This is a genomic window from Adhaeribacter swui (genome assembly GCF_014217805.1).
Classification (GTDB): domain Bacteria; phylum Bacteroidota; class Bacteroidia; order Cytophagales; family Hymenobacteraceae; genus Adhaeribacter; species Adhaeribacter swui.
The window spans coordinates 2419026-2442360 of record NZ_CP055156.1 but is presented as its reverse complement, the minus strand read 5'-3'; the positions used below and the strand labels follow the sequence as shown (position 1 = coordinate 2442360).

Sequence of the window (23335 nt, the reverse complement as noted above, 5' to 3'; positions counted from 1 at the left end):
ATTAGAGAAATCATAAAGTTTGATTACGCAAAGGTAACTGCTGCAATTTTTTGAACGCAGCAGTTGCGGGTAATTTTTGCAGAAATTGAATGTGCTTTTCGCTGTGCGCATCGGTTCCTACAAAATCTATCAATTTATGTTCCACTAATTTGGTGGCTATTCGCTTAGACTCTGAACCGTAATACCCCGTTAGCGAATTTAAATTTACTTGAAACAATACTTCGTTTTCGTGCCACTCTACCAGGTGGTTCCAGCGATTAAATAAATACGAATAACGTTCCGGGTGAGCCAGTACTGGTTTATAGCCGTTACTTTTTATCTGAAAAATAATATCCTGAAAACGCATGGGCTCGTTAATGTACGACGTTTCGATAAGTACATAATTAGCTCCAAAAGACAATAAAGGTTCTTTTTCTTCTATTTTTTGCACAAACCATTCGTCTAAATAATACTCCGCAGCACATTCAAGTTCTACGGGTATTTGTTCTTGCTGTACGGCAGTTTGCAAGGCGGTTAAGGTAGCCTTAATACCGGCGGGAGTATTTTTATAAAAATCGCCCATTATGTGCGGCGTTAAGATAAGCTTCTGATAACCTAGTTGCTGCATTTGCCGGACCATAGCTAAAGCTTGCGACATAGATTCAGCGCCATCATCCAGGCCCGGTAACAGGTGGGCATGCATGTCGGTACCTAAAAAATTTAAAAAATCAGCAGATTTAGGTGCAGGAGCGTTACTCCGGAACAGCCTCTTCAGGAAAGAAGCCATATGCTAGGTAAATTTTTTCTTCAAACGGGTAATAAAACTCTCCGGCTGTTCATCTTCGTAGTACGAATTAGAATAACCGTAACCGTAGCCATAACTATAGCCGTAGCCATAACCATAAGCTACCATACTGTCCGCATCATTCAAAATTGTGCACATTTTATTAAAATTATTAATGCGCATAATCTTGTTCATGTTTTTCAAGAATGATTTTTTCGAAAACCCGGCCCGCAAAATATAAATTGGAATATCGGCTTTACGCATTACCAAAATACCATCGGTAACTAAACCTGCCGGTGGCGTATCCACAATAATTACATCGTACGAATGATACAACTCTTCAATCATATCGTCAAAGCTGGGATTTAAAATCAGCTCGGCCGGATTTGGAGGAGTTGGACCGGCCGTTATAAAGTCCAGATTTGGCATGCTCGTACGCCGGATGCATTCTGCTACATTATGCCGTTCTATCAGAATGGTGCTAATGCCTTTGGTATTTTCGGCATTAAAAGCCTGGTGAATTTTAGGTTTACGTAAATCTAAATCCAGAATAATAACCCGTTGATTCGATTGCGAAATAATAGCTCCTAAGTTAACGGCCACGAACGTTTTACCTTCACCGCTTATAGTAGACGTAATAGAAATTAAGCGTTTATTCTTTGAAGCAGATATAAACTCCAGGTTAGTACGTACCGAACGAATAGATTCACTAATAGCCGATTTGGGATTTTTATCGACAATTAATTTAGAAATCGGTAGTTTTTCTTTTCTATATCGCGGTATAACACCTAAAACAGCCGCCAGAGAGCCTCTTTCCAGTTCGGGTAAGCTGGTTATGGTATTATGCAATAAGTAACGGCCCGCAATTAAACCTAAACCTAAAAACAACCCGCCCGCCAGGCCAATGCCATATACCAATAATTTACTCGGATAAATAGGTGCCGTGGGGCGGGAAGCAGGCGCTAATATTTGGAAATCGGGCACTGTACCGGCCTGGGCAATGCCAAATTCTACCTTTTTGTCCATTAACATCAGGTAAAATTTTTCGTGCAAGTCAAAAAGCCGTTGCAGCCGGGCGCGTTGCGTTTCTTTACCGGGCATTTGTAAAAGCTCCTGCTGAATATTCCGGATGTTTCCATCAATTATATCCACTTCTTTTTGCAGCAATATCTGATTTTGCGCTAACAATTTACGCACAGCTTTTTCGGCAAAATCAATTTCTTCTTCGAGCAGTTGGTAAGCTTTGGTGGTAGTTTTGTACGATTGCATCATTAAACTACGATCTAACTGCAAGTTACTCAATTGGGTAATGCGGGCAGTAAGCTGCTCATCGTTTAATTCTTTTAGCGAAGGCACCATCTGATCCAGACTGGTATTACGACCCAATAACTGGTTTATTTCGTTGAGTAAAGATATTTGCAGGCGCAGGTTAACCCGTTCTTTATTCAGTTCTTCCAGCTTACCCATTTGTTTGGTCACGTCGGCCCGCACATCGTAGGTCTTATTTTGCTTTACAAAATTCTCCATCTGAATCTCGGAGTTACCCAGATTTTCGTTGGTTTCTTTTAACTGCTCATCCAGAAAAGAAAGCGTCTGGCGGGTAGCCATATCTTTTAGGGCAATTTTTTGTTCCAGGTAAACCGAATCAATAGAATTTACAATTTCTTGCGCCTTATAAGGATTATGATCGGTGAAAGATATTTCGACGGTGCTGGCATCCAGATTAATAATATTAACTGCTACGTTAGAAGTAAGGTATTGCCGGATAGCGCTGGTGCTATTTATTACAAAATAGTATTGTTGCGCTAATATATCGGAAGTTAAAGGTACCCGTAAGTTTAAGGTAAAGTTAAAACCAGGTTTTTGCACCGGTTTACCAATACTATGTTCTTCTGTTATTTCCTCATCTCCTTGCAGATAAGTTAAATTAAACCGGTTGGCATCTAGTAAAGTAACCCCAAACTTAACGTTGTAAAAAGCTTCGTTGGTTATTTCGTAAGTTACACCAAAAGGAGCAGTCCGGTAAAGTTCTTCGTTTAAAATATTACCAATGGCATAATAACTAATATCCAAGGGTAGTTTTTGCTGCAGGCGCTCGTACGTTAAATTAGATTTAATAATCTCAATCTCGCCAGATAAATTAGCAATAGTTTGCTGGTTTTCAATTGTTCCGTCTAAACCTAAACGCCCGGCTTCCGACTCCTCATCAATTTTTAAAGTAGAAGAAGATTTGTATAAAGGTTTGGTATAACGCAGGAATAAGAAAGCCCCGATTAAACCCATTACAATTAACAGCGCTACCCAGATTAAGCTTTTCCGGACCAGGCTGAGCAGCATAATAAAATCAATATCTCCCCCGCGGTTTTCTTCCTCTGCCTCTATCGTGGAAGCATAGTTGCTATTATCCAGTTCCTCCAGCACAATGCTTTCTTTATTCGCCATTTAGTTTTGTGTTATTTCTATTAAACACAATTATATTATAAATTTTTAATTAATAAGTACGTAGAAACTACCCCCACAAACGTGTTTATAACAGGCGTTACGTCGCGTAGTAATTCAAAAAACAGCCGTTGGTTAGGTTCAATATACACTACATCGTTGGGTTCTACGTACAAACTAGCCTTTTTCATGCCGTCGATGGTGCTTAAATCTACTAGCTGCACGATAGGGTCATGATCCAGATAATCCCGGATAATACGAATATTGTGCGCTTTGCCTTCGCGGGTTATCCCGCCGGCCTGGGCCAACACTTCAAACAAGTTCATATTATCGTTAGTCATTTGTATAACAGTACCCCCATTCGCCCCTAAAACAAAAATGCGGTTATTGGTAATGTGGGTAGATACAAATGGTTCTACATAATAGGTAGCATACAGGGTTTGCAACAACGAGTCGGTTTGCAGCAGCGTTAAACCCGCTACTTTTACATAATCCACCATCGGCAGTTTAACAAGCCCATCGTGCTGCACCAAAAACTCCGTATTGTTGTAGTACCCATAATTATTACCTTGGTTACCTTGTACTGCCCCACTACGCTGCGTACGGGCACCTCGGTTAGCTCCTTGATTATTACGGTTATTAATACCGCCCGGAGCCCCGAAAGGCAATTCTCCATTTGGGTCAAAAATACGTTCACCTTTATTGGTGTATACCCGTACATCTATATAATCGTTCGGTTGAATAATATAGTTCCGTTCCACCGAAGCTAAAGATTGCGTTAGCTTACCAACGTTTATGTCGCCGGTGGTTTTAAACATAATATTTTGATTATAGCTGCTACGGCAGGAAAACAGAGAAAAGGCTAAAAATAAACTGAAATATAAATGTAAACGAAACCGGAAGAAGATACGCATTGATTATATTTTATTAATAATGAAAGCAATGCTTTTTCGTTATTATTAACGGACAAGCTACTTATTTTATTTAAAATAACTTACAAATAAAGCTAAATTATGCCTGCTTGCCAAATATATAAACCAAGCCAAGGCATTGGATTATTTTAGGGTACAAGCCATGGAGCCTGAGTATTTGTTCTAAATTACTTGCTTTTATTAAAGCTATCTTGTTACGGCACGCTTCCTGTTTGTTCATAATTTATATAGTTTAAGAAGTTAAACGCATCATGCAAACAACCTTCACCGAAAATCAACAATTTATTGCGGAAACCATCCGGGAGTTTGGGGCAAAACACATAAAGCCTTTTATGATGGAATGGGACGAAAATCAAGAGTTTCCAGTGCAAATTTTTAAAAAATTAGGTGAGCTAGGCTTAATGGGCGTTTTAGTGCCGGAGCAATATGGTGGGGCTGGCTTGGAATACAAAGAATATGTAACAGCTATTGCCGAGTTAGCAAAAACAGATGGCTCTATTGCATTATCGATGGCAGCGCATAATTCTTTGTGTACCGGGCATATTTTACAATTTGGCAACGAAGATCAAAAACAAAAATGGTTACCGAAATTAGCTAGTGCCGAATGGATTGGTGCTTGGGGATTAACGGAGCCCAATACCGGTTCTGATGCCGGTAACATGCGCACCGTTGCGGTTCCGGATGGGGATTACTACGTACTAAACGGCACTAAAAATTTTATTACGCACGGCAAATCGAGCAACATAGCGGTGGTTATAGCCCGCACCGGTGCCATTGGCGATTCGCACGGCGCTACGGCTTTTGTTATTCCTAAACCACACGAAGGTTTTACCCATGGCCGCAAAGAAAATAAACTAGGCATGCGGGCTTCCGAAACTACGGAGCTTATACTCACAGATTGCCGGGTTCACCGGAATAACATTTTGGGCGAAGTGGGCGATGGCTTTGTGCAATCCCTGAAAATACTCGATGGGGGCCGCATTTCTATTGCTGCGCTAAGTTTAGGCATTGCCCAGGGAGCGTATGAAACAGCCTTGCATTATGCCCAGGAACGGCAGCAGTTTAATCAACCCTTGGTAAACTTTCAGGCCATATCATTTAAGCTAGCCGATATGGCTACCGAAATCGCTGCGGCATCTTTGCTTACTTACCGGGCCGCTGATTTAAAAGATCAAGGCGAAAATGTAACCAAAGAATCGGCCATGGCCAAGTATTATGCGTCGGAAGTAAGCGTACGAGCGGCTAACGAAGCTGTACAAATCTTGGGCGGTTACGGTTTTACCAAAGATTATCCGGCCGAAAAATATTACCGCGATGCCAAGCTATGCACCATTGGCGAAGGCACCTCCGAAATTCAGAAATTGGTTATTTCCCGGGAAGTGTTACGGTGAAAATTTTAAAAATTTGCTTTGCTCCGTTACCTTAAAGCAAAAATGCACCGGACTAAAATATACCTTAACTCAAAAGTCGCCTGCAGGTAATTTGCCGTAAAACAAGAAATGCTTAGTTAACTAAGGGTTTGAAGTTGAGGTTTTTGCTTGTGTTTGCTTATTTTTAAACTATTATTAAAAATTAAGTACCCGGAAGCGCAAAGTATTATGTAAAAATAAAACCTTTTGCTTGATTTTGAGTAATGTTGTATCTAAATTTGCAATCCCTAAAAATTAGTAATCAAAACATGATCATTGTAAACGTAAAAGATAACGAATCAGTAGACAGAGCTCTTAAGAGATTTAAGAAAAAATTCGAAAAAACCGGTGTGTTAAAAGAATTACGCGCCAGAACTTATTTTGAAAAACCATCCGTAAGCAAAAAGAAACAAAAAGAAAGAGCTGTATACAAACAACAGCTTTTTGCTAACGAAAACTACTAACTATTCGTATCCCATATATTTATTCCATAAATTAGTACTACTATTAGCGTAGCTGATTCAGTACTGATTTATGGAATTATTTTTTAAATACCTGCAATACGAGAAGCGTTTTAGTCCGCATACCCTACTCTCGTACAAAACCGATTTAGGTCAGTTTGCCGATTACCTGCAAACCACCTACCAGATTACCGATGCCGCCGAAGCCGATTTTCATATTATCCGCTCCTGGCTGGTAAGCCTGGTGCAGAAAGACTTAGATGCGCGTACGGTTAATCGTAAAATTGCTTGCCTGCGCTCTTACTACAAGTTTTTACTGCGCGAAGAACGAATTACCAAAAATCCTACCTTACGGATTAAACCACCCAAAGCCTCTAAAAAGCTTCCGGCTTTTGTGGCCGAAAATACCTTTAATAATTTGCTGGATTCTTTTGAATTTGAAGACTCCTTTGCCGGTTACCGCGATAAGTTAATTTTAGAATTTTTATACGGCACCGGCATGCGCCTGTCCGAACTCATCGGGGTTTCGCACGCAGATTTAAATTTATCGGGCCGTACGGTAAAAGTGTTGGGCAAAGGCAATAAAGAACGGTTAATTCCCTTAAACGATTCGCTACTCGCCTGCCTGACTACTTACCTCGAAAAGAAAAAAAGTGAGTTCCCGGATAACCCTACCAATAGGCTGCTCGTTACTAATAAACTGGTGCCGCTTTATCCAAAATTTGTGTATAGAACCGTTAAAAAATATATTGGCATGATCACCACTTCCGGACATACCAATCCGCATGTGCTGCGCCATTCATTTGCCACCCATTTATTAAACAAGGGAGCTGATTTAAACGCCATTAAAGATTTATTAGGACATGCTAGTTTGGCTGCCACACAGGTATATACCCATAATTCCATCGAGAAATTAAAATCGATTTTCGATAAAGCTCACCCTAAAGCCTAAGTTTCACTTTAATTATTTATCGACTATGAAATTACAAATTAATGCTGTTAATTTTGATGCCAGAGCGGAATTGCAAGACTTTGTTCAACAAAAGATTAATAAACTAGATACGTTTTACGATCGCATTGTTGAAGGCGAAGTTTTTCTGAAATTAGGGAATAATAACCAAATAGCCAATAAGATTGTGGAGGTAAAGCTTTTTGTGCCGGGCAGCACATTGTTTACCAAAGAAGAAGCAGATACGTTTGAAACCGCCACCGATAAGGCCATGGATTCGATGACCCGGCAATTAAAAAAATACAAGGATAAAATTACAGCGCACTAATTTTCTTTATAGTAAAGCTGTTTAGCATTTATTAAAACTAGAGGCAACATTCGCCTTTGGGGGTATCCCCACCACCAAAACAGGATAGCGCCACAAAATGCTACTTGCTTCTAGAATGCTAAACAACATCAATTACAATAAAAAAGAAGGCCGGTACAAGTACCGGCCTTCTTTTTAAAAATTTGTATTATAGCCTTATAAACTAAAGGCAGTTTTAATCTGATCTACGTAATCGAGTTTTTCCCAGGTAAAGGTTTCGTATTCGCGTACTTCTGTAGTTCCATTTACCTGAACTTCCAGTTTTTTGGTACCGGCTGGCCGGCCCATGTGACCATAAGCAGCGGTTTCGGCGAAAATAGGGTTCTGTAAACCAAAACGTTTTACGATACCATACGGGCGCATATCAAACAACTGACTTACTTTTTGCGAAATTTCACCATCGCTTAATACCTGGCCTTGGCTATCTTTCACGTTGGTAGTACCGTAAGTAGTAACGTATAAGCCAACCGGCTCCGCTACCCCTATGGCGTAAGCAACTTGTACCAATACCTGATCGGCAACGCCGGCCGCTACTAAGTTTTTAGCAATATGCCGGGTAGCATAAGCCGCCGAGCGGTCTACTTTAGAAGAATCCTTGCCCGAGAAAGCGCCACCGCCATGGGCCCCTTTACCGCCGTAGGTATCCACGATAATTTTACGACCAGTTAAGCCCGTATCGCCGTGTGGTCCGCCAATTACAAATTTACCCGTTGGATTAATGTGGTAGGTAATATCTGCGCCGAATAAATCAGCCGTGCGGGCAGGCAATAAAGATTTAACCCGCGGAATTAAAATATTTAAAACATCATTCTTAATCGTTTCCAGCATTGCGGCTTCGTCGGCAAAGTCGTCGTGCTGGGTAGAGATAACGATGGTGTCAATCTTTTCGGGAACGTGATTATCGCTGTACTTAATGGTTACCTGCGATTTTGCATCAGGCCGCAAATAAGTCATTTCTTTACCTTCCTTCCGGATGGCCGCTAATTCTTTTAAAAGCAAATGCGACAACTCCAAGGCCAAAGGCATGTAGGTATCGGTTTCGTTGGTGGCGTAACCAAACATCATTCCTTGGTCGCCAGCGCCCTGGTCTTCGGGGTTGGCCCGTTCCACGCCCTGGTTAATATCGCCGGACTGCTCGTGAATGGCCGAAATAACCCCGCAAGCTTCCGAATCAAACTTGTACTCGGATTTAGTATAGCCTATTCTTTTAATTACATCGCGGGCTACTTTTTGCACATCTACGTAAGCCTTGGTTTTTACCTCGCCGCTTAATACTACCAAACCAGTAGTTACCAGCGTTTCGCAAGCCACCTTCGACTGGGGATCTTGTTTTAAAAATTCGTCGAGGAGCGCATCGGAAATCTGATCGGCTACCTTATCCGGATGTCCTTCCGATACCGATTCCGAAGTAAATAAATATGCCATACTTGTTACAGATTAATTTTATCGTATTAAAATAAGGGTTACCGTTTGGCAAAACCGTTGCAAAGCTAAAACAATTTTAATGGAATGGAAAATATAATTGCTTCAGTTACTAATCGCTAGCAGATACCCGGTAAATCGTTTTATTTGCCGGATACAGTACAATTAAAAAATACAAGCAACACCCGCCAAATTCGAGCAGTTCGGCCCGTTTACCTAAGGGGCAAAGAGATATTAACACGAAAACAAGCAGAAAAGCTACAATTTGATAACCGCGGGCTACCGGCACTCCAGCTTGATTAATAAAAGAAAATACAACCGCTGAACGCCGGTAAATAACGGGTAAAACCAACAAGTAAATAGCCGCCACCAAAATTAACAGCCGGGAAAAAATCAGCAGGTTTACACTCTGGCCGCCTACAATTAAGTTATGAAAGTTAGTTTCGTGCTGGGCGTTATTTTTTTTAAAAAAATCGGAGCTTTCCAGGTTTAAGATGCGTTGCCCCCAGCTTAATTCTTCGCCGGCAGCAAAAAAAGAAAAAGCGGCTATACCCAATAAGGTAGCGCCAAATAACCATTTTTTATGCCGGTACAACTGCCCAAATCTTTTTAGCGCTACTACCATAGCGGCCAGTAAGGGTAAAACGGTCATCCATTCAATAAAGCCATCTTCTACGGCATAAGTAAACTCAAACCAGTAAGGATCGGTACGGGAGAGCACAATGCCAAATACAAGCAGGCCAAAAACCAGGTATAAAACAAAAATCTCTACTTTAGTTAATGCAGTGTGGTTCATTTAAGTGGTTTTCCGGGGCAAAGATACTTACCCGCATTTGTTTTTCCTGTTATCTGTTTAATTGTTTTAAACAGAAATCATCGGGTTTTAAGCAACGGAATACATAACCAAATAAAATTAAATTGCGTTTAGCGATTGGAATGGCACTTTCAGCCAGTTGTGCCCGGAGGATATTATCGCATGAAGAATCAATTTTTACTAGTAGTACTCGCATTTTTTCAAATTTCGTTTACCAGCTTTGCCCAAACCGAATCGCCTTATAAAACTAAGTTTAAAGTAGATGGCCCAATTACCTTAGGCGGGGTAGCCGTTAGTGGCTTGGGGTTGTATTTAATCAGCAATAAAAGTGGCTTAAGCCAAACCGAAGTAAATGGCTTAAGTAAAAACAACGTAAATAAATTCGACCGTTTTTCGGCAGGAAACTACAACGAGAACGCCAGGAAGCTAAGTAATATTCCTTTTTATGGTTCGTTTGCCGTACCTTTTACTTTATTGCTCGATAAAAATATGCGGAGCAATACCTCGCAAGTATTATTTCTTTACGGAGAAACCTTAGCTATTACCGGTTCCATCTACTCCATGACCGTAGGCTCGGTGTACCGGAAAAGGCCGCTTGTTTATGGAGAGAATACACCTAACGACAAAAAAACTACTAAAAACGCGCAAAACTCATTTTTTGCCGGCCACACCGCCGCTACCGCCAGTGCTACTTTTTTTGCAGCTAAAGTTTTTAATGATTATTACCCGGACTCGCCCTGGCGCCCCGTAGTGTGGGGAGCCGCTGCAGCTATACCGGCCTCAGTGGGTTATTTGCGCCTAAGAGCGGGCAAGCATTTTTTAAGCGACAATTTGATTGGGTATGCCGTTGGTTCTACTGTTGGGATATTGGTACCGCACCTGCATAAAAAAAGCAACCACTCCGGCTTCTCGGTGCTGCCGACTTACAATCCGATAGCGGGCAATGGGTTTGCCGTAACTTACGCAATTCAATAATTTAAAAAATTTGAATTACGGTAGCGCCGGTTTGCTATATACATTTAAATTTTTAATCTCCATGGCCCGGCTGGGATCGGCAATCTGTTTAAACCCAAATGGCGCATATAAACTGTGGGCATCTTTGGTGTATAACGAAAACCGGCGTAAGCCTTGCAGTTCCGGGTGCGCCACAATAACCTCTACCAGCCATTTCGATAAACCTTGGCCGCGGTAAGCAGGCAGAATAAACACATCGCAGAGTAAGGCGAAAGTAGCATAATCTGTTACTACCCGGGCAAACCCAACCTGCTCGTGCTGCTGATACACCCCAAAGTTGAACGAATGCCGGATGGATTTTTCGACGAGTTCCCGCGAAATCTGCTGCGCCCAGTAAGATTCTTCGGTTAAATACCGATGAATAACATTGATATCAAGTTTGCCTGGATCCGTGGAAATAGTAAAATTACCCCGGCTATATTCGTCGTACATGAGTTGATTTAGTTAGATTGATTAGCAGAATACGTATTACCGCAATCAGCTTTAGGTAATTTTTAAATTTTTAGTTTTTGGCAGAGTAGCATTTAAGTTAAAGCGCACTTACTTCAGGTTTGCTTCGAATAATTTAAAAATCCGTTTGTATTCGTCGGTCCAGCTACTGGGTTCGGTAAAAGCGTGGTTTTCTACGGGGTAAACGGCCAACTCCCAATTTTCTTTTTTCAGTTCAATCAAGCGTTGCGTTAACCGGATAATATCTTGGAAATGTACGTTGGTATCCACCAAACCGTGGCACATGAGCAAAGCTCCTTTTAAACCAGCCGCATGGTAAATAGGCGAACTTTTCACGTAAGCCGTGGAATCAGTAAAAGGTTCATTTAAAATGTTGGCGGTATACTCGTGGTTATAATGCGCCCAGTCGGTAACCGAACGTAATGCGGCTCCGGCAGCAAATACATCGGGTTGCGTAAACAAAGCCATTAAGGTAATAAAACCGCCGTAAGAGCCGCCGTAAATGCCAATTTTCTTCGGATTTACCTGATACTTCTGCACCAAATAAGCCGCTCCATCAACCTGGTCGGTGAGATCTTTGCCGCCCATAAACTGGTAAATGCCGGTGCGCACATCGCGGCCATAACCCGCACTACCCCGGTAATCAATGTCCATAACGGTATAGCCCTGATCGACCAGAAAATTATGAAACATGTATTCGCGGTAATAATAGCTCCACCACTTATGCGCATTTTGCAAATAGCCGGCGCCATGTACAAAAACTACAGCCGGTCCGTTAGCAACTGCATTGGTGGGGCGGTAAATGCGGGCAAAAACTTCGGCACCGTCGCGGGCTTTAAAGCTGGTTACTTCCGGTTCGCGCCAGGCATAGGCTTTAAATTCAGGGGTGAGTGAATTAGTTACTTGCCGGGGTTTAACACCAGCCCGGTTGGGCATCACAAATAATTCCCAGGGTTTATTGGTGGTAGAGTAGCGGATGGCCAAGTTTTTTTCGTCCGGCGAAAGCGTTACTTCGTGCCCACCCACACCGGTAGTAAGCTGCAGGGGCTCGCCGCCCCGCACCGATAAACGGTAAAAATGCTGTTCTCCCGGATGCACTTTATTTGCCTGGAAATACCAAAAGTTTTTATCACGGGAGAGCCGTACGCCGGACACTTCATATTTGCCTTTAGTGATTTGTTTCTTTTGATTGGTGCGGGTGTTTATGGTATACAAGTGCGAGTAACCCGTTTCTTCCGATTGAAACCAGAGCGTTTCATTATCCTGGAGCCAGCCTAGATCACCAGCTTCGTAGTCGATACCCGGGCCGTTAATCCAGGCTTCGTCGTGCTGGCGGTCTAGTACTTTTAAGGCGCGGGTAGTTGGGTTAAACTGCACCAGCCAGCGGTCTTTGTTATCCTGGGACCGCAACACCAACACTGCGTTTTTCCCATTATCCGACCAAAACGGACCATAAAAAGCTACCGGACGTGGAGCAGCGGTTTTCTTTTTATCTTTTAAAAATTCGGGTTGTTCAGTAATGCCTTTAATATCTTTAAAAAGAATCTGATACGTAGTGTCTCGAGCAATATCGTACAAGCCCATTTCGGAAGCGGCTAAAGGGGCTCCCACTTTGGTGCGGGAAGGAATGTCTTCGGTAAAACCAGAGGCAGTAACATAATTAGGTACAATGGTTTTCTTCGCATTGTTTGATGGAGCTACTACCCGGTAGGTTACAAAATTACCATCGGGGCTGAGTACCGCATTCTCTACTGTTTTTTCGCCAGTGTAGATTTCTTTTGGTTGCGTTTTTTTAAATTTTTTATTTTCCAGCTTCGAGGCTTGCTCTTCGGAGTGGCGTTTTTTCACGATGTCGAATAAAGCGAGCTGTTGTTGCTGCAACCACTTTTCCTGGTCGTTTTTAGTTTGGTCTTTTTTAGCTCCCGGTAAAAAATTGGTTAACTGGGTTAACTGACCGCTACCCAGGTGCAAGGCAAATAAATTAGAATTTTGCGTAAAAATAATCTGCTGCTCATCGCCGCTAAAAACCGGGTTGGTTTCCGCTTCCAGAGTTTTGGTTAACGGCCAACTTTGGTTGGTTTTACGGTTATACAAGTAAATATCGCCTCTTTTCTCGTACACTTTCAGGGTGTAAGCCCGGTTGTAAACACCCGCTTGCGTGGGCAAAGCTTCGGCTTCCTGGCGGGTTAGCTTTTTAATATTTTCGCCCGCAGCGGTTACCCGGTACAACGAATCGGTTCGGGCTTTTTCGGGATTCCATTTAAAGTAAATTAAGCGGCTGTCTTCGGACCACGAAATTTCGCTGGGCGAAGTACCGGTAAAACCCGTACCCTGCATTATTTTTTCGATGGTTAAAGTAGATTTTGCATTTTGAGCAAAACTTATAACTGGCAAAAGTAAAATCCATATTTTTAAAATAAACTGGACTTTACTTATTGTGGAAACACTAGAAGACAAATAAGAAATAGGCATGGACAAAATTAAATAAATAGCAAATGCGAAGAAAAGCCGGGTAGCTGTAATTGAATTTTTTAAAAAATTAACCGGCGGCAACAATAACCCGCCCAAGCCGAAAGCCCGCCAACTAAACCACCGATTAAAGTTGTAATCAGCAGTAAAAGCACCGGATTAGGTAAGCCAAATAACTGAATAACTTTATTGGTTAAAATACCTTCGGTCCGGAAATGAATAAAGGCACTGAGCGCCAGCCAGCCTAAACCAATCCCCAAAAATCCGGCCCCAAATGAAGACCATCCTTTTCGGCCTAGCCAGGCAGCTAACCCAAAACTCACCGGTGCCACAATCCACCAGGGCAAAAAAAACTGTAAAGCAAAAGCAATAATCAGGATTAAAAGTAACAGCATATTTTCTTAGTTTTTCTATTTTAGCTTCTTTGTATTTCGGGCTTTAGGATGCTCCACTTATTACTTTTAGTTTGCCGCCAGGTAAAACTTTGGTTGCTACCGATTGGCCAGAATAAAGAAAATTTAAAAATTCATCGGTTCTCCAGTTAAGTCAACCACCCCCAACCCCTCCTTATCCAAGGCGAGGAGTTTTTTTTTACAGATGCCATTTATCAAATTATTTTCGTGGGGTTCATCCTCCCCCTACCCTCTCCAAATTGGTTTTAAGTTCTTAACTTATATCAATCTATGAAGAGCGGCTTCGCTCGTGATTGTCCATTGGCCGTACGGTAATAATTTCAAGTTTTGGCCTATAATTTACGCTTATCTCTGTTTGCCCAGCCAGAGGCCTACTACATTTTAGACACGAGCGGGACGCTCGCGCCAGCGCAACGATGTTTGACAAAACTTTAAATTTTTAAATTTAAAATTTTGCCAGTTTGCTATGCAACAAGTATCCTGAGCCAGGTGCAGAAATTGACGCTAAACTGTCTGAGCGTTCAGCGAGTTTTTAGCGTCTTGACTTTTTTGGTTCTTTTTGTGTCAAGACAAAAAGAACAAGACCTCAGCTATGAAACAACTTCACTAAACAACCAAAGCTATTTAGCCAACTATGCGAACGAGAACTTTTAAGCTAACTTAATTCGAAAGGTACGGAAGTAAATCAGCGCCATAGTGGCCATAGCAAATCGCACCTAATCAAAATACTACTTCTGCACCAACTGCAGCACCGCCATTTGCTTTGCCGCTGGCTCCGACGCATTTTTCAAATATTGTAATTTAAATAATTTCCCTTGCCGCCAGGTTTCAATTAAATTATCGTAGTAATAACTACCCGGATTCCCCGACTGGCCACCGGGGTAAACGCCGTAGCCTTGAACATCCGGCCCCAGAGCTACCACCATGCGCCACGAAGGACCACGACGAGCACCGGTGGCATTTACAATACCACCACCACCACCAATTACCAAATCATTCCGGCCAAAGCCGGGCAACTTAGCTAAATGCAGAATATCGGTACTTTTTACCTGCGCCCATTGCCATTTAGAGCTTACCGGCCCATAACGGTGTTGTAAAGAATCTACGGTAGCCTGAAAAGTAGTGGTAACCAGTTGCGTTAAAGTTTCTTTCTCCGGCGTATTAATATTATCGAACCAACGGGCTTGCGGCTCTTTTAAAATAAGTTGCATGGTACGATCCAGGCTGGGGTAACGGAGTTGCCTATCAGGGCTATTACCGAATTCATCTTCCCAGATGGCCTGGTCCAAGATGGGCCACCATTCCTGAAAAATGCTCGGGGCTATTTCGGTGGCATTGTTAAAATAATTCCAGGAAGTTAAAATTTTAAAAATTGGCTGCTGTGCTTTACTTAATTTATCTTTCTGAACGGCCGCCAGCATTGCTGGTAAAATGGTTTGGGCGTGCAAGTTCAGGTTATCGTTTTGTAATTGGCGCATGCTGTCTACCGAAACTTTTTGCATTTGTGCCAGGCGTTGGTTAATGCGGATACTCCGCTGCGCCGGCGAAAACTGCCAATTGAGGTAATAAGGGTATTGCTTGGGATCGGCGGAAAACTGATTGGCCGAACTGACAAAGCCGCGTGGCGGATTTACCACGTGCGGGTTGTGCGCCTGGGGAATCCAACCTTGCCAATCGTAGGCCGGATCGGTGCCGTCCAGAATAAATTTACCTTGATCGGGCCATTTTAGCGGGAATTTACCGTTTGGCCAAATCGCAATGGTATCGGCTACATCGGCGTAAATAAAATTTTGCGCGGGCGCCGTGTAATACGTCAGCGCTTGTCGGTAATCGGTGTAATTTTTGGCGCGGTTGAGCAGGTAAAAAGCCAGCATTTCGTTCGATTGCTCGTGCGCTATCCAGCGCATAGCATGTTTTACCGGCGATTGTTTGTTATAAATTTGCCCGGCTTGGTCGTACACGATGGGCCCGTGGTGCGTATAAGAAACCGTGTCAAAAACCGAAGGAGCGCCTTTGATTTTTATTTCTTCAGTAACTTTCCGGATGGGTTTCCATTGGTTGGCGTGCCAGTATTCTTGCTGCGCCGAATTTTTAAATTTTAGCTCGTACCAGTCCATTACATCGGCATCCACGTTGGTTACGCCCCAGCTCACGCGTTCGTTAAAACCAATAATAACGTTAGGTGCGCCCGGTAACGAAACGCCGTATACGTTCATGTCGGGGGTTACTAATTGAATCTGGTACCAGATAGAAGGTAAGTTTAATTCCAGGTGCGGGTCGTTGGCTAAGAGCGGGTAACCCGTAGCCGATTTAGCGCCCGATACGGCCCAGTTGTTACTACCCAGTTCCGGATCAGGTTCGTTCTCTATTTTTTTATCAGTTTGGCTGGCAATAAAAGAAGCGGGTTCCGGCGGAATGGGCAAAGGTTTAAAATCCAGCGGCGTGCCCGAGGGTACAATGGGGTCTTCCAGGAAAGGGTAATCCGGAAATAAATTTTTGGTAACGCTGGGTCCATACTTCCACAAAATGTTGGTCATCCGTAAATCGTCGCTGCGACCAGCCAAATCGTAGGCCATTTGTTTTAGGAGTAAGGCGCATTTTAAAGGTGTCCAGGGTTCGGGCGCGTAGTTCAGTAATTTATATTCCAGAGGATAATCTTTTGGTTTTAACTGTCCGATGTAGGCATTAATGCCCGCAGTAAAAGCTTCTAACATTTCGCGGGAACGCGGATCGGCGAGCATGGCTTTTAACGATTGCTGGGCACCGTACACCATGCCCATGCGTCTTTGAAAACGGTCCCTCTCTAAGGTGCTGGTGCCAATAATCTCCGAAACTCGTCCGGCCGCCGCATGCGTTTGGAATTCCATTTGCCACAGCCGGTCCTGGGCGGTTACAAAACCTTGGGCAAAATATACGTCGTGGTTATTTTGAGCGAAAATATGCGGCACCCGGTTTTCATCGTATAAAACTTTCACCTCGGCTTGTACCCCCGAAACCGGGATTTCCGCTACTAACGATGCCTCCCGGGTTTCGGCATTTTGCCAGAATCCCACAAACGGACTCAGGAATTTACCTACTGGGGGCGCGATGCCAAACGAGGTGTTTAAAGCAATAATTAGTACCAGGCTTAAGCCCACACTTACCAAGGCCAATAGTAATTTCATGCCCGTATGCTGCTTTTAAATTATAACCGGAAGTTAACGGGATTATTAAAATTAAAAAAAGCTAGGTACCGATCTTTGTTAAAAGAAGATATTTTAAGGAAATAAAAAAGGTAGTTCAGATACGACAGAAATGAAAATTTTTAAAAATTGCTGCTTCCGGTGATTGGCTATAATCGGTTAATGCGGGTTTTCTTCGTACATTTTTTCGCAGAGGCTTTTGAGGTTCAGAAGCGATTTGCCCAGGAAGAGCTTCATGCGGCGGCGCATGTAAAAATAAAAAAAGCGTTTTTTCAGCACCCGGCTGTAATGGAATTTGATTGAAAGATAGGTATGCTGCGCATCTACTACCGTTAAGTAATAAAACAAAAGCGCATTCGGAAACACCCGGAAATTGTAAATCTTTTCGACGTACTCAATATGTTCTTCGCCAATAAAAGTCTGCACCGTTTGAATATCAATCTGTCCGCGGTTTAAATTGCATTTATAAGCCATGGCCATGCGGTTGGCCTTAGTGGTATCGTATTGTACGCTAGTCATGCCTTCTACCCAGTTGGGCTTTAACCGGAAATTACTGATAATGCGAACTACAAAGCGGGCTGATGCTTTTATGGTAACTCCATACGAATAGATATTGGGGTATTTTTTGCGGTCGTTCAGGCTGCGGTGGTTGGTAACCAGTAAGCGCAAAGGTGTAAGAAACGCGTATTGATACCGGATTTCGCCGAGATGTTCGTACATCGTGGATCCGCTGCGTAATTGGGTCCAGCTACTAAAACTTTGCCGGATAGCTTCTTCGGTTTGCGTTTTTAAAAAACCTTCGGAAAGCAGTACGTATTCGTCGCTCAGAATATTATTTTTTAATAAGCGGTGCGCAATAATCACGTCTTTCCCCATCAATTTTACGTGGTCGCGGATTAAGGTAACGCTGAGCTGCCCGTAATGCACCACTACTTTTAAAGTAAGATTACTGCTCGATAACGATGCCCCCAAGGTAGAACCCCGGTCGCGCTCTACAATGTGCAAGTAATTTTGAAAATCCAGAAATATTTGTTTGCACTGGTTAATTACTTCCGGCATGCTGGGCGGCGGACCCAGGCGGTAAAACAAAACGGCATCGCCCTGAATTTCGCTGAGCTGCATGTCCAGGATGTTGGCCTCGATAATTATTTCTAGTAAATCGGCAATTAAGGTGCGGCTCTGCTGAATACCCGTTTCGTTCACAAACTTGGTAAAGCCGCTAATATCCGGAATAAAGATTAAAGCCGGCTGGGTGTCATCGTCCGTATAAGCCTCCGGCACAGGTGCGGTAGTGCTTCTTCTATCTAACAACCCCATTTCGTATCGTATTCTATCAGCTTCGTATAACTTGATTTAATTGCCGGATTTGCCGTAAGCAGGCAGGCAAGTAAGTTAAAGAAAAGCATTTTATTATTAAAAGCCAGAATGGCCTCCTTTTTTAATTGCGTCTGCTTTCTTGTTACTTTCGTCTATTACACGGAGGCAGGGTAGTAAGGGTTTCTTTAGAGCGCTACTTTATGGGTTTATTTACAGTTGGTATAAAGGTAGATTTACGCTAAATTTGTGACGCCAGCCTTATTTGGTCTCATAGTTCAACGGATAGAATAGAAGTTTCCTAAACTTTTGATGTGGGTTCGATTCCCGCTGGGACCACTAATAGCCCCTTTTATGTTGCTCATTTTTAAAAATCTACGTCATAAAGCATAGCAAATTGCTTTTTTTGGGCTCTTGCTGGGGCCAGGCGCAATAAGCTGTTTCGGATGCCGGCCAGAATGGGATTACTGATTTGCGCTACCCGCCCGATATTTCTGGATTTTTGGATAATGGCTTGGGTACGCTTTAACCGGCGATCTTCAAAGACCCGAAACGCTTTTTCGATGTGGGTGGTGCGGCTTAGTTCCAAACCCAGAATAACGGCATCTTCCATAGCTTGGCAAGCGCCTCATGGGCGGTTTGTGTGGCGCAAAGATCAGCAGTCTATTTTTTATTTTTTTACATTTGTTAAAAAAGAACCGCTTATTGCAAAAATCACCAACGCGGCTTAGCCATTTTATGCTGGGGTTAAGTTAAAGTATGAACCGGGGCAAAGAAGTTAAATCTTTTGCTAAATTAATAATTCCTGATAACACTCATTTTAAATTAACTACTGCGGCATATCTAAGAAAGAAAGAGAGATTACAGAGGTGTTGAGAAAATTTATTTAGGGAATTACCTTACTTGGTAAGTCTTTGTTATATTGGCTTTAAGAACAAAAGCCCTTGTACCAACCAGCTTCTTCTATGACCAACACCCAAGCGTATCAGCAACAAGAACTAACCGTAAATGCGGGCAAAGCCCAACTTCAAGCTGTTTTGTATTTTATTCCTTTTATAGCCTTGTTTGGGTTGCCTTATTATTTGCTTTGGGGCTCGCAACTAACCAAAGAAAATTATAAAAATGTAATTCCGGGTACTGGTTTGGTGGGTTTTGCCTTTTTAATCGGAATCATCTTTATAGGCATTCTGGTGCACGAACTTATTCATGGTTTAACCTGGGCTAGTTTTGCCAAGCAGGGTTATAAGTCTATGCGCTACGGGGTACTTTGGAAGTCGTTTACTCCTTACTGCCACTGCAAAGAGCCCTTACGGGTTAAACATTACATTATTGGCGCCTTAATGCCCGCTATTTTATTAGGCATTCTACCTTCTGTGCTGGCTTTAATTACAGGGAATTTGGGCCTTTTGCTCTTTGGTTTATTTTTTACTTTGGCAGCGGGCGGCGATTTTTTGATAGTTAGCCTTTTAAGAAAAGAGCCTTTCCATCACCTGGTGCAGGATCATCCCTCAAAAATTGGCTGCTACATCTATAAATCCGTGCAGTAAGTTTAATATCTGCTTACCTAATTGGTTTTAAATAAGCAAATACTATCCAGTTGTTTACTGCCAGGTTTGGCAGTAAACAGGAAAGCCAGCAAAATTTTAAAAATTTTGATTTCTACTATAATACAAAAAACTGCTCCAACTCACGGACCAGGTATGAACTAAAGAACCTTGGCCAGTATAATTTTTTAAAAAAAATACCGGTGCTAAATTTTAGATTTAAAAAATATCCCCCGGGAAAGTGCTTCTTTATAATAAATGTCTGAAAAATAACAAGGCTTCCCAGTTCAATTTATTTACATCTTCCGACTCTTCGGCGTTTTCTTTTGGCGGAAGGCTTGACAACTCATTTGTTAAAATATCAAACCATTGGTCTACAAGTTCCCGTTCTTCTTTGTTAGCAATAGAGTAAAGGTTTAGTTCCATATTTTTCTTTTTATACAGAACCTTTAAAACCAAAATCGGGCTATTCGTTCAAAAACGGCATGCAATTAAATAAAAAACCAGACAAGCATTGGCTTAATCCTATGCTTGTCTGGTTAAAACAAAATTATCTGGTTTGCTTATAGCATTCGTCTAAAAAATTGAATCAGTTCGCGGGCAGCCCGGTTCCGCTCTCTGGACTTCGGCAAACTCTGACCGGGATGTACATTGGCCAAGGCTTCGGCTAACAGATTCAGCCTTTCGGCCATTGCATCATATTCTTCTTCTTTCGTAACGGTGTAAATTTCTAGCTCCATAGTTTTTTAAATTTATATTCTTACTACAACTAGAATCATACAATTTGTTCAAGGTTTATCGTCTTTCAGAAGAAACTACGGCTAGTTCCGGATAAAGCTAGTGGCAATCTTGTTAAAGTGAAAAATCGAGGATAATTTTTAAAAAATTTAAAGAATTATAAAGATTGAGAATAATAAAATTAACCGCTGGTTTTAGAAAAAAACTTCTGATTCCTCCAAAATGTAGAAATTTAAAAAATTAGCTGGGCTTGCGCTCTCGCTTATTATTTTCTAATTCTTATCAGACCAGGATTTTTTTCTTAACACGATTACTAACCAGGTTAAAGAAACAACTAAACCCGCGGTTGAATAAGCTAATATAACTAAAGGATTCATGAAGGTGTACTGGTAATAACTATTTTAAAAATACAATTTAGCTAACAGCAAAAAGAAAGCCAGTTATTCTCTGCTTGTTTTTTAAATTTTAAAAAGTCACTTTACAAAATACAATTTGGCACCGCCGCTTTTATTTTAACTTACTTACTGCTTTTAATAAAATATACCATCATCTCACGTCGGGTTATAAATCCTAGTTTTTCGTACACTTTATAAGCAGTGGTATTTTCGCGCATTAAGTGCAACATGGGTAGGCGTGCTTCGGCTAAAATGTGTTGTACCTGGTTTAAAACCAGCTTTTTGGCCCAGCCTTTTCCGGTATATGCCGGATCGGTGCAAACCGCACTTATTTCGGTATAATTGCCTGGCTTCAGGCGCTGCCCCGCCATAGCGATTAAGCGATTTCCATCAAATACGCCCATGTAATTGCCCAGTGTAATGGTGCGCGCCAGAAAAGGGCCGGGATTGGTTCTTTTGGTTAAATCGAGCATGGCGGGCACGTGCTGCTCCGCTAACGCTACTAACCTGTTTTCGGGCTCTCTAGCAGGTACTTCCCCGGCATAAACCATTTGCAGCAGTTCTCTTGCTTGTAGCGTTTGCCAACCGGCTGGTATGGTAATGGGCTGGGGAGTAAATAAAATATAAGCGTCTTGGGCTATGCTTTGCTGGTTTAGGTAGTGAAAGTTGGCCTCGGAATACGCTTCCATTCCCGCAAAGAACCCAATAGTTCTATCAATCCATTTCACCTCGTTATTACCGTAAGCAATGGCTTTATTGCCGGTTTGCAAGGCACTCCAAATGGGATTATCGAGTAGGTGTTCCAAGTAAGTAAACTTTTATTATAAGTAAAGAGACACAAGTATCAAGATATTAGATGCTAGACTTTTATAATTGTAATACATTAACAATAACGCATTTATTACTGCAATACAGGCTCTAAGTATATAAAATTAATTCCGGCCGGTTACTTAATTATTACATCTGCTTCTAAGACCGACCGGTTACCCAATTAATTTTATAGTCAGGCTAATACAGACTAAAGTAATCGTAAAAGATATTTTTAAATTTAAATAGCACGCAAGTTGATGAGGCAAGCTTAATTTTTAAAAATTTTAATTTTTGTAGTTTGTAGTTAAATCAACTTCACCCATATTCTCGTAACCAGCTATTCGTTTAAATTTAATAATCCTAACCGAAGTATTTACCACAGCAAAATAATTAAAAAAGGGCTTACAATTACTTGCAAGCCCTTTAAAGGAGATAAATAAACAAATACTTACCAGATCACTAGTTTTTTACCGAGGTCTTTGGCCGAACCGGCATTAAACTGATAGGTGAGTACTAATTCGTTGCTGCTGCCATTACGCATCTGGCGCGCATCACCGGTTACCGATTCGTAATTATAGCCTAACTTCACCTGGTTTAAACGCACCCCAGCAGTTAAGGTATAAGCTAAATCTTTACGATAGCCAGCGCCAGCCCAAAATGTATTATTAAATACGCCTTTTACCTGGCCTTCTAAAGTTTCTTTTAACTTCGTATCGTAACGGTACAAGCCATTTACAACCACGCCAAATTGCTCCGATAAGGCTTTGCGGTAGCCCGCTTGTATTACGTGTTGCCGCGGAAATGCCCGGTTCAGGTAATCGCCTTTAGCGGTTAGTTTTCCTTCGGCGGCATCCTGCAAAGCATAGCCCACATAGTAATTTTCGGCGGTTAAGGTTACCCCCACGTTTACATCTACCTTATTGATTTTGTTATTATCGCTGCTCAATAAATCCTGGAACTCCGGATCATTCGATTGATCCATAGTCAGGTCCATGTAATCCAGGTAAATGTTATTGTAAGTTACCGCCGCGCCAGCCCGCAGGCTTAACTTCTCAGACAAACGCACCTGCGAACTGTAACTTAAAAACAACTGATTTTCGCGATAAGGGCCAAACGTATCGTGCAGTAAAGATAAACCAAATGCATTTTTGGCACCTAAAACCGATGCCTCACTGGCCTGCGTACCGGTTTGCTTTATGTTGGCTAAATCAAACTCGCCGGAGATAAATAAGGTTCGGGGGGCATCCTGAAAGCCAGTCCACTGGTCACGGTATAATGCTTTTAATTGCGAACCTTCCATGCCGGTCATAGAGGGGTTAAAGTACTGTCCAAACTGAGAAAAGCTGGCCATGTGCTTGCGGCTTTGTGCTTTTACGCTCCAAACCGATACCACCAATATAGATAATAGAATAAACTTTTTCATTTTTTAAAATTCTTACTAAGTTCCTTA

21 protein-coding genes and 1 tRNA gene are annotated in these 23335 nt (G+C 42.1%); 7 read left to right on the top strand and 15 right to left on the bottom strand.

The window, feature by feature from the left end; genetic code table 11:
* Positions 1 to 10 precede the first annotated feature (10 nt).
* From HUW51_RS10630 to HUW51_RS10620, 3 genes are read right to left on the bottom strand one after another with little or no spacing between them, the layout of a single operon-like run.
* Entirely contained in the window at positions 11 to 766 is a 756-nt protein-coding gene (locus HUW51_RS10630) for a tyrosine-protein phosphatase (protein WP_228466998.1), read from the bottom strand.
* A gap of 3 nt (positions 767 to 769) precedes the next feature.
* Positions 770 to 3205, bottom strand: a complete 2436-nt coding sequence (locus HUW51_RS10625) for a polysaccharide biosynthesis tyrosine autokinase (protein ID WP_185274010.1) — start codon at positions 3203 to 3205, stop codon at positions 770 to 772.
* Positions 3206 to 3240: 35 nt separating this feature from the next.
* Complete coding sequence (locus tag HUW51_RS10620) at positions 3241 to 4020, bottom strand: polysaccharide biosynthesis/export family protein (protein WP_228466997.1); 780 nt, start codon at positions 4018 to 4020, stop codon at positions 3241 to 3243.
* A 365-nt stretch (positions 4021 to 4385) separates the two neighbouring features.
* On the opposite strand from HUW51_RS10620, the gene HUW51_RS10615 reads away from it, so the two are divergent.
* The 4 genes from HUW51_RS10615 to hpf all read left to right on the top strand — a co-directional run bounded on the left by HUW51_RS10615 (position 4386) and on the right by hpf (position 7281).
* Positions 4386 to 5525 carry an acyl-CoA dehydrogenase family protein gene (locus tag HUW51_RS10615; protein ID WP_185274008.1) on the top strand — a complete coding sequence of 380 codons (1140 nt, stop codon included), beginning with the start codon at positions 4386 to 4388 and terminating at the stop codon, positions 5523 to 5525.
* 287 nt (positions 5526 to 5812) lie between these two features.
* On the top strand, positions 5813 to 6007 hold the full coding sequence (gene rpsU, locus HUW51_RS10610; RefSeq protein WP_185274007.1) for a 30S ribosomal protein S21: 195 nt from the start codon (positions 5813 to 5815) through the stop codon (positions 6005 to 6007).
* A 70-nt stretch (positions 6008 to 6077) separates the two neighbouring features.
* A complete protein-coding gene (locus HUW51_RS10605; protein WP_185274006.1) occupies positions 6078 to 6956 on the top strand; it encodes a tyrosine-type recombinase/integrase in 879 nt (292 codons plus the stop codon).
* 25 nt (positions 6957 to 6981) lie between these two features.
* Entirely contained in the window at positions 6982 to 7281 is a 300-nt protein-coding gene (gene hpf / locus HUW51_RS10600; RefSeq protein WP_185274005.1) for a ribosome hibernation-promoting factor, HPF/YfiA family, read from the top strand.
* 195 nt (positions 7282 to 7476) lie between these two features.
* Here hpf and metK read toward each other — a convergent pair whose 3' ends face one another.
* Both metK and HUW51_RS10590 read right to left on the bottom strand, forming a co-directional pair.
* Positions 7477 to 8745, bottom strand: a complete 1269-nt coding sequence (metK, locus tag HUW51_RS10595) for a methionine adenosyltransferase (protein ID WP_185274004.1) — start codon at positions 8743 to 8745, stop codon at positions 7477 to 7479.
* A gap of 109 nt (positions 8746 to 8854) precedes the next feature.
* Positions 8855 to 9538, bottom strand: coding sequence for a hypothetical protein (locus HUW51_RS10590; protein WP_185274003.1), 684 nt, complete (start codon positions 9536 to 9538; stop codon positions 8855 to 8857).
* A gap of 180 nt (positions 9539 to 9718) precedes the next feature.
* Here HUW51_RS10590 and HUW51_RS10585 point away from each other — a divergent pair, with 180 nt between their 5' ends.
* Positions 9719 to 10531 carry a phosphatase PAP2 family protein gene (locus HUW51_RS10585; protein ID WP_185274002.1) on the top strand — a complete coding sequence of 271 codons (813 nt, stop codon included), beginning with the start codon at positions 9719 to 9721 and terminating at the stop codon, positions 10529 to 10531.
* 15 nt (positions 10532 to 10546) lie between these two features.
* On the opposite strand, the gene HUW51_RS10580 is transcribed toward HUW51_RS10585, so the two are convergent.
* The 5 genes from HUW51_RS10580 to HUW51_RS10560 all read right to left on the bottom strand — a co-directional run bounded on the left by HUW51_RS10580 (position 10547) and on the right by HUW51_RS10560 (position 18401).
* On the bottom strand, positions 10547 to 11002 hold the full coding sequence (locus HUW51_RS10580) for a GNAT family N-acetyltransferase (RefSeq protein ID WP_185274001.1): 456 nt from the start codon (positions 11000 to 11002) through the stop codon (positions 10547 to 10549).
* 108 nt (positions 11003 to 11110) lie between these two features.
* Positions 11111 to 13414 carry a prolyl oligopeptidase family serine peptidase gene (locus tag HUW51_RS10575; protein WP_317175624.1) on the bottom strand — a complete coding sequence of 768 codons (2304 nt, stop codon included), beginning with the start codon at positions 13412 to 13414 and terminating at the stop codon, positions 11111 to 11113.
* Between the two features lie 137 nt (positions 13415 to 13551).
* A complete protein-coding gene (locus tag HUW51_RS10570; RefSeq protein ID WP_185273999.1) occupies positions 13552 to 13884 on the bottom strand; it encodes a hypothetical protein in 333 nt (110 codons plus the stop codon).
* A gap of 746 nt (positions 13885 to 14630) precedes the next feature.
* Complete coding sequence (locus tag HUW51_RS10565) at positions 14631 to 17066, bottom strand: penicillin acylase family protein (protein WP_185273998.1); 2436 nt, start codon at positions 17064 to 17066, stop codon at positions 14631 to 14633.
* Between the two features lie 177 nt (positions 17067 to 17243).
* Positions 17244 to 18401: a DUF2652 domain-containing protein gene (locus HUW51_RS10560; protein WP_185273997.1), complete on the bottom strand. Its 1158-nt coding sequence runs from the start codon at positions 18399 to 18401 to the stop codon at positions 17244 to 17246.
* A 264-nt stretch (positions 18402 to 18665) separates the two neighbouring features.
* Here HUW51_RS10560 and HUW51_RS10555 point away from each other — a divergent pair.
* Positions 18666 to 18737: transfer RNA gene (locus tag HUW51_RS10555), tRNA-Arg, on the top strand.
* A gap of 28 nt (positions 18738 to 18765) precedes the next feature.
* Here the strand turns inward: HUW51_RS10555 and HUW51_RS10550 are convergent.
* The gene (locus HUW51_RS10550; RefSeq protein ID WP_185273996.1) at positions 18766 to 19011 is read right to left on the bottom strand and encodes a flavin-dependent monooxygenase; all 246 of its coding nucleotides are present in this window, start codon (positions 19009 to 19011) and stop codon (positions 18766 to 18768) included.
* A 352-nt stretch (positions 19012 to 19363) separates the two neighbouring features.
* On the opposite strand from HUW51_RS10550, the gene HUW51_RS10545 reads away from it, so the two are divergent.
* A complete protein-coding gene (locus tag HUW51_RS10545) occupies positions 19364 to 19945 on the top strand; it encodes a DUF3267 domain-containing protein (protein ID WP_185273995.1) in 582 nt (193 codons plus the stop codon).
* Positions 19946 to 20191: 246 nt separating this feature from the next.
* Here HUW51_RS10545 and HUW51_RS10540 read toward each other — a convergent pair whose 3' ends face one another.
* The 4 genes from HUW51_RS10540 to HUW51_RS10525 all read right to left on the bottom strand — a co-directional run bounded on the left by HUW51_RS10540 (position 20192) and on the right by HUW51_RS10525 (position 23308).
* Positions 20192 to 20368, bottom strand: coding sequence for a hypothetical protein (locus tag HUW51_RS10540; protein ID WP_185273994.1), 177 nt, complete (start codon positions 20366 to 20368; stop codon positions 20192 to 20194).
* Between the two features lie 137 nt (positions 20369 to 20505).
* A complete protein-coding gene (locus tag HUW51_RS10535) occupies positions 20506 to 20682 on the bottom strand; it encodes a hypothetical protein (RefSeq protein WP_185273993.1) in 177 nt (58 codons plus the stop codon).
* 515 nt (positions 20683 to 21197) lie between these two features.
* The gene (locus HUW51_RS10530) at positions 21198 to 21881 is read right to left on the bottom strand and encodes a GNAT family N-acetyltransferase (protein ID WP_185273992.1); all 684 of its coding nucleotides are present in this window, start codon (positions 21879 to 21881) and stop codon (positions 21198 to 21200) included.
* A 452-nt stretch (positions 21882 to 22333) separates the two neighbouring features.
* Positions 22334 to 23308: a PorP/SprF family type IX secretion system membrane protein gene (locus HUW51_RS10525; RefSeq protein WP_185273991.1), complete on the bottom strand. Its 975-nt coding sequence runs from the start codon at positions 23306 to 23308 to the stop codon at positions 22334 to 22336.
* Positions 23309 to 23335 lie beyond the last annotated feature (27 nt).

What these genes read in the sequence shown, in the direction of transcription:
- HUW51_RS10585 (WP_185274002.1), top strand. Translation starts at nt 9,719, where the DNA reads ATGAAGAATCAATTTTTACTAGTAGTACTCGCATTTTTTCAAATTTCG.
- HUW51_RS10630 (WP_228466998.1), bottom strand. Translation starts at nt 766, where the DNA reads ATGGCTTCTTTCCTGAAGAGGCTGTTCCGGAGTAACGCTCCTGCACCT.
- HUW51_RS10615 (WP_185274008.1), top strand. Translation starts at nt 4,386, where the DNA reads ATGCAAACAACCTTCACCGAAAATCAACAATTTATTGCGGAAACCATC.
- HUW51_RS10570 (WP_185273999.1), bottom strand. Translation starts at nt 13,884, where the DNA reads ATGCTGTTACTTTTAATCCTGATTATTGCTTTTGCTTTACAGTTTTTT.
- HUW51_RS10540 (WP_185273994.1), bottom strand. Translation starts at nt 20,368, where the DNA reads ATGGAACTAAACCTTTACTCTATTGCTAACAAAGAAGAACGGGAACTT.
- HUW51_RS10525 (WP_185273991.1), bottom strand. Translation starts at nt 23,308, where the DNA reads ATGAAAAAGTTTATTCTATTATCTATATTGGTGGTATCGGTTTGGAGC.
- HUW51_RS10590 (WP_185274003.1), bottom strand. Translation starts at nt 9,538, where the DNA reads ATGAACCACACTGCATTAACTAAAGTAGAGATTTTTGTTTTATACCTG.
- metK (WP_185274004.1), bottom strand. Translation starts at nt 8,745, where the DNA reads ATGGCATATTTATTTACTTCGGAATCGGTATCGGAAGGACATCCGGAT.
- rpsU (WP_185274007.1), top strand. Translation starts at nt 5,813, where the DNA reads ATGATCATTGTAAACGTAAAAGATAACGAATCAGTAGACAGAGCTCTT.
- HUW51_RS10580 (WP_185274001.1), bottom strand. Translation starts at nt 11,002, where the DNA reads ATGTACGACGAATATAGCCGGGGTAATTTTACTATTTCCACGGATCCA.
- HUW51_RS10535 (WP_185273993.1), bottom strand. Translation starts at nt 20,682, where the DNA reads ATGGAGCTAGAAATTTACACCGTTACGAAAGAAGAAGAATATGATGCA.
- HUW51_RS10625 (WP_185274010.1), bottom strand. Translation starts at nt 3,205, where the DNA reads ATGGCGAATAAAGAAAGCATTGTGCTGGAGGAACTGGATAATAGCAAC.
- HUW51_RS10565 (WP_185273998.1), bottom strand. Translation starts at nt 17,066, where the DNA reads ATGAAATTACTATTGGCCTTGGTAAGTGTGGGCTTAAGCCTGGTACTA.
- HUW51_RS10560 (WP_185273997.1), bottom strand. Translation starts at nt 18,401, where the DNA reads ATGGGGTTGTTAGATAGAAGAAGCACTACCGCACCTGTGCCGGAGGCT.
- HUW51_RS10605 (WP_185274006.1), top strand. Translation starts at nt 6,078, where the DNA reads ATGGAATTATTTTTTAAATACCTGCAATACGAGAAGCGTTTTAGTCCG.
- HUW51_RS10545 (WP_185273995.1), top strand. Translation starts at nt 19,364, where the DNA reads ATGACCAACACCCAAGCGTATCAGCAACAAGAACTAACCGTAAATGCG.
- HUW51_RS10620 (WP_228466997.1), bottom strand. Translation starts at nt 4,020, where the DNA reads ATGTTTAAAACCACCGGCGACATAAACGTTGGTAAGCTAACGCAATCT.
- hpf (WP_185274005.1), top strand. Translation starts at nt 6,982, where the DNA reads ATGAAATTACAAATTAATGCTGTTAATTTTGATGCCAGAGCGGAATTG.
- HUW51_RS10550 (WP_185273996.1), bottom strand. Translation starts at nt 19,011, where the DNA reads ATGGAAGATGCCGTTATTCTGGGTTTGGAACTAAGCCGCACCACCCAC.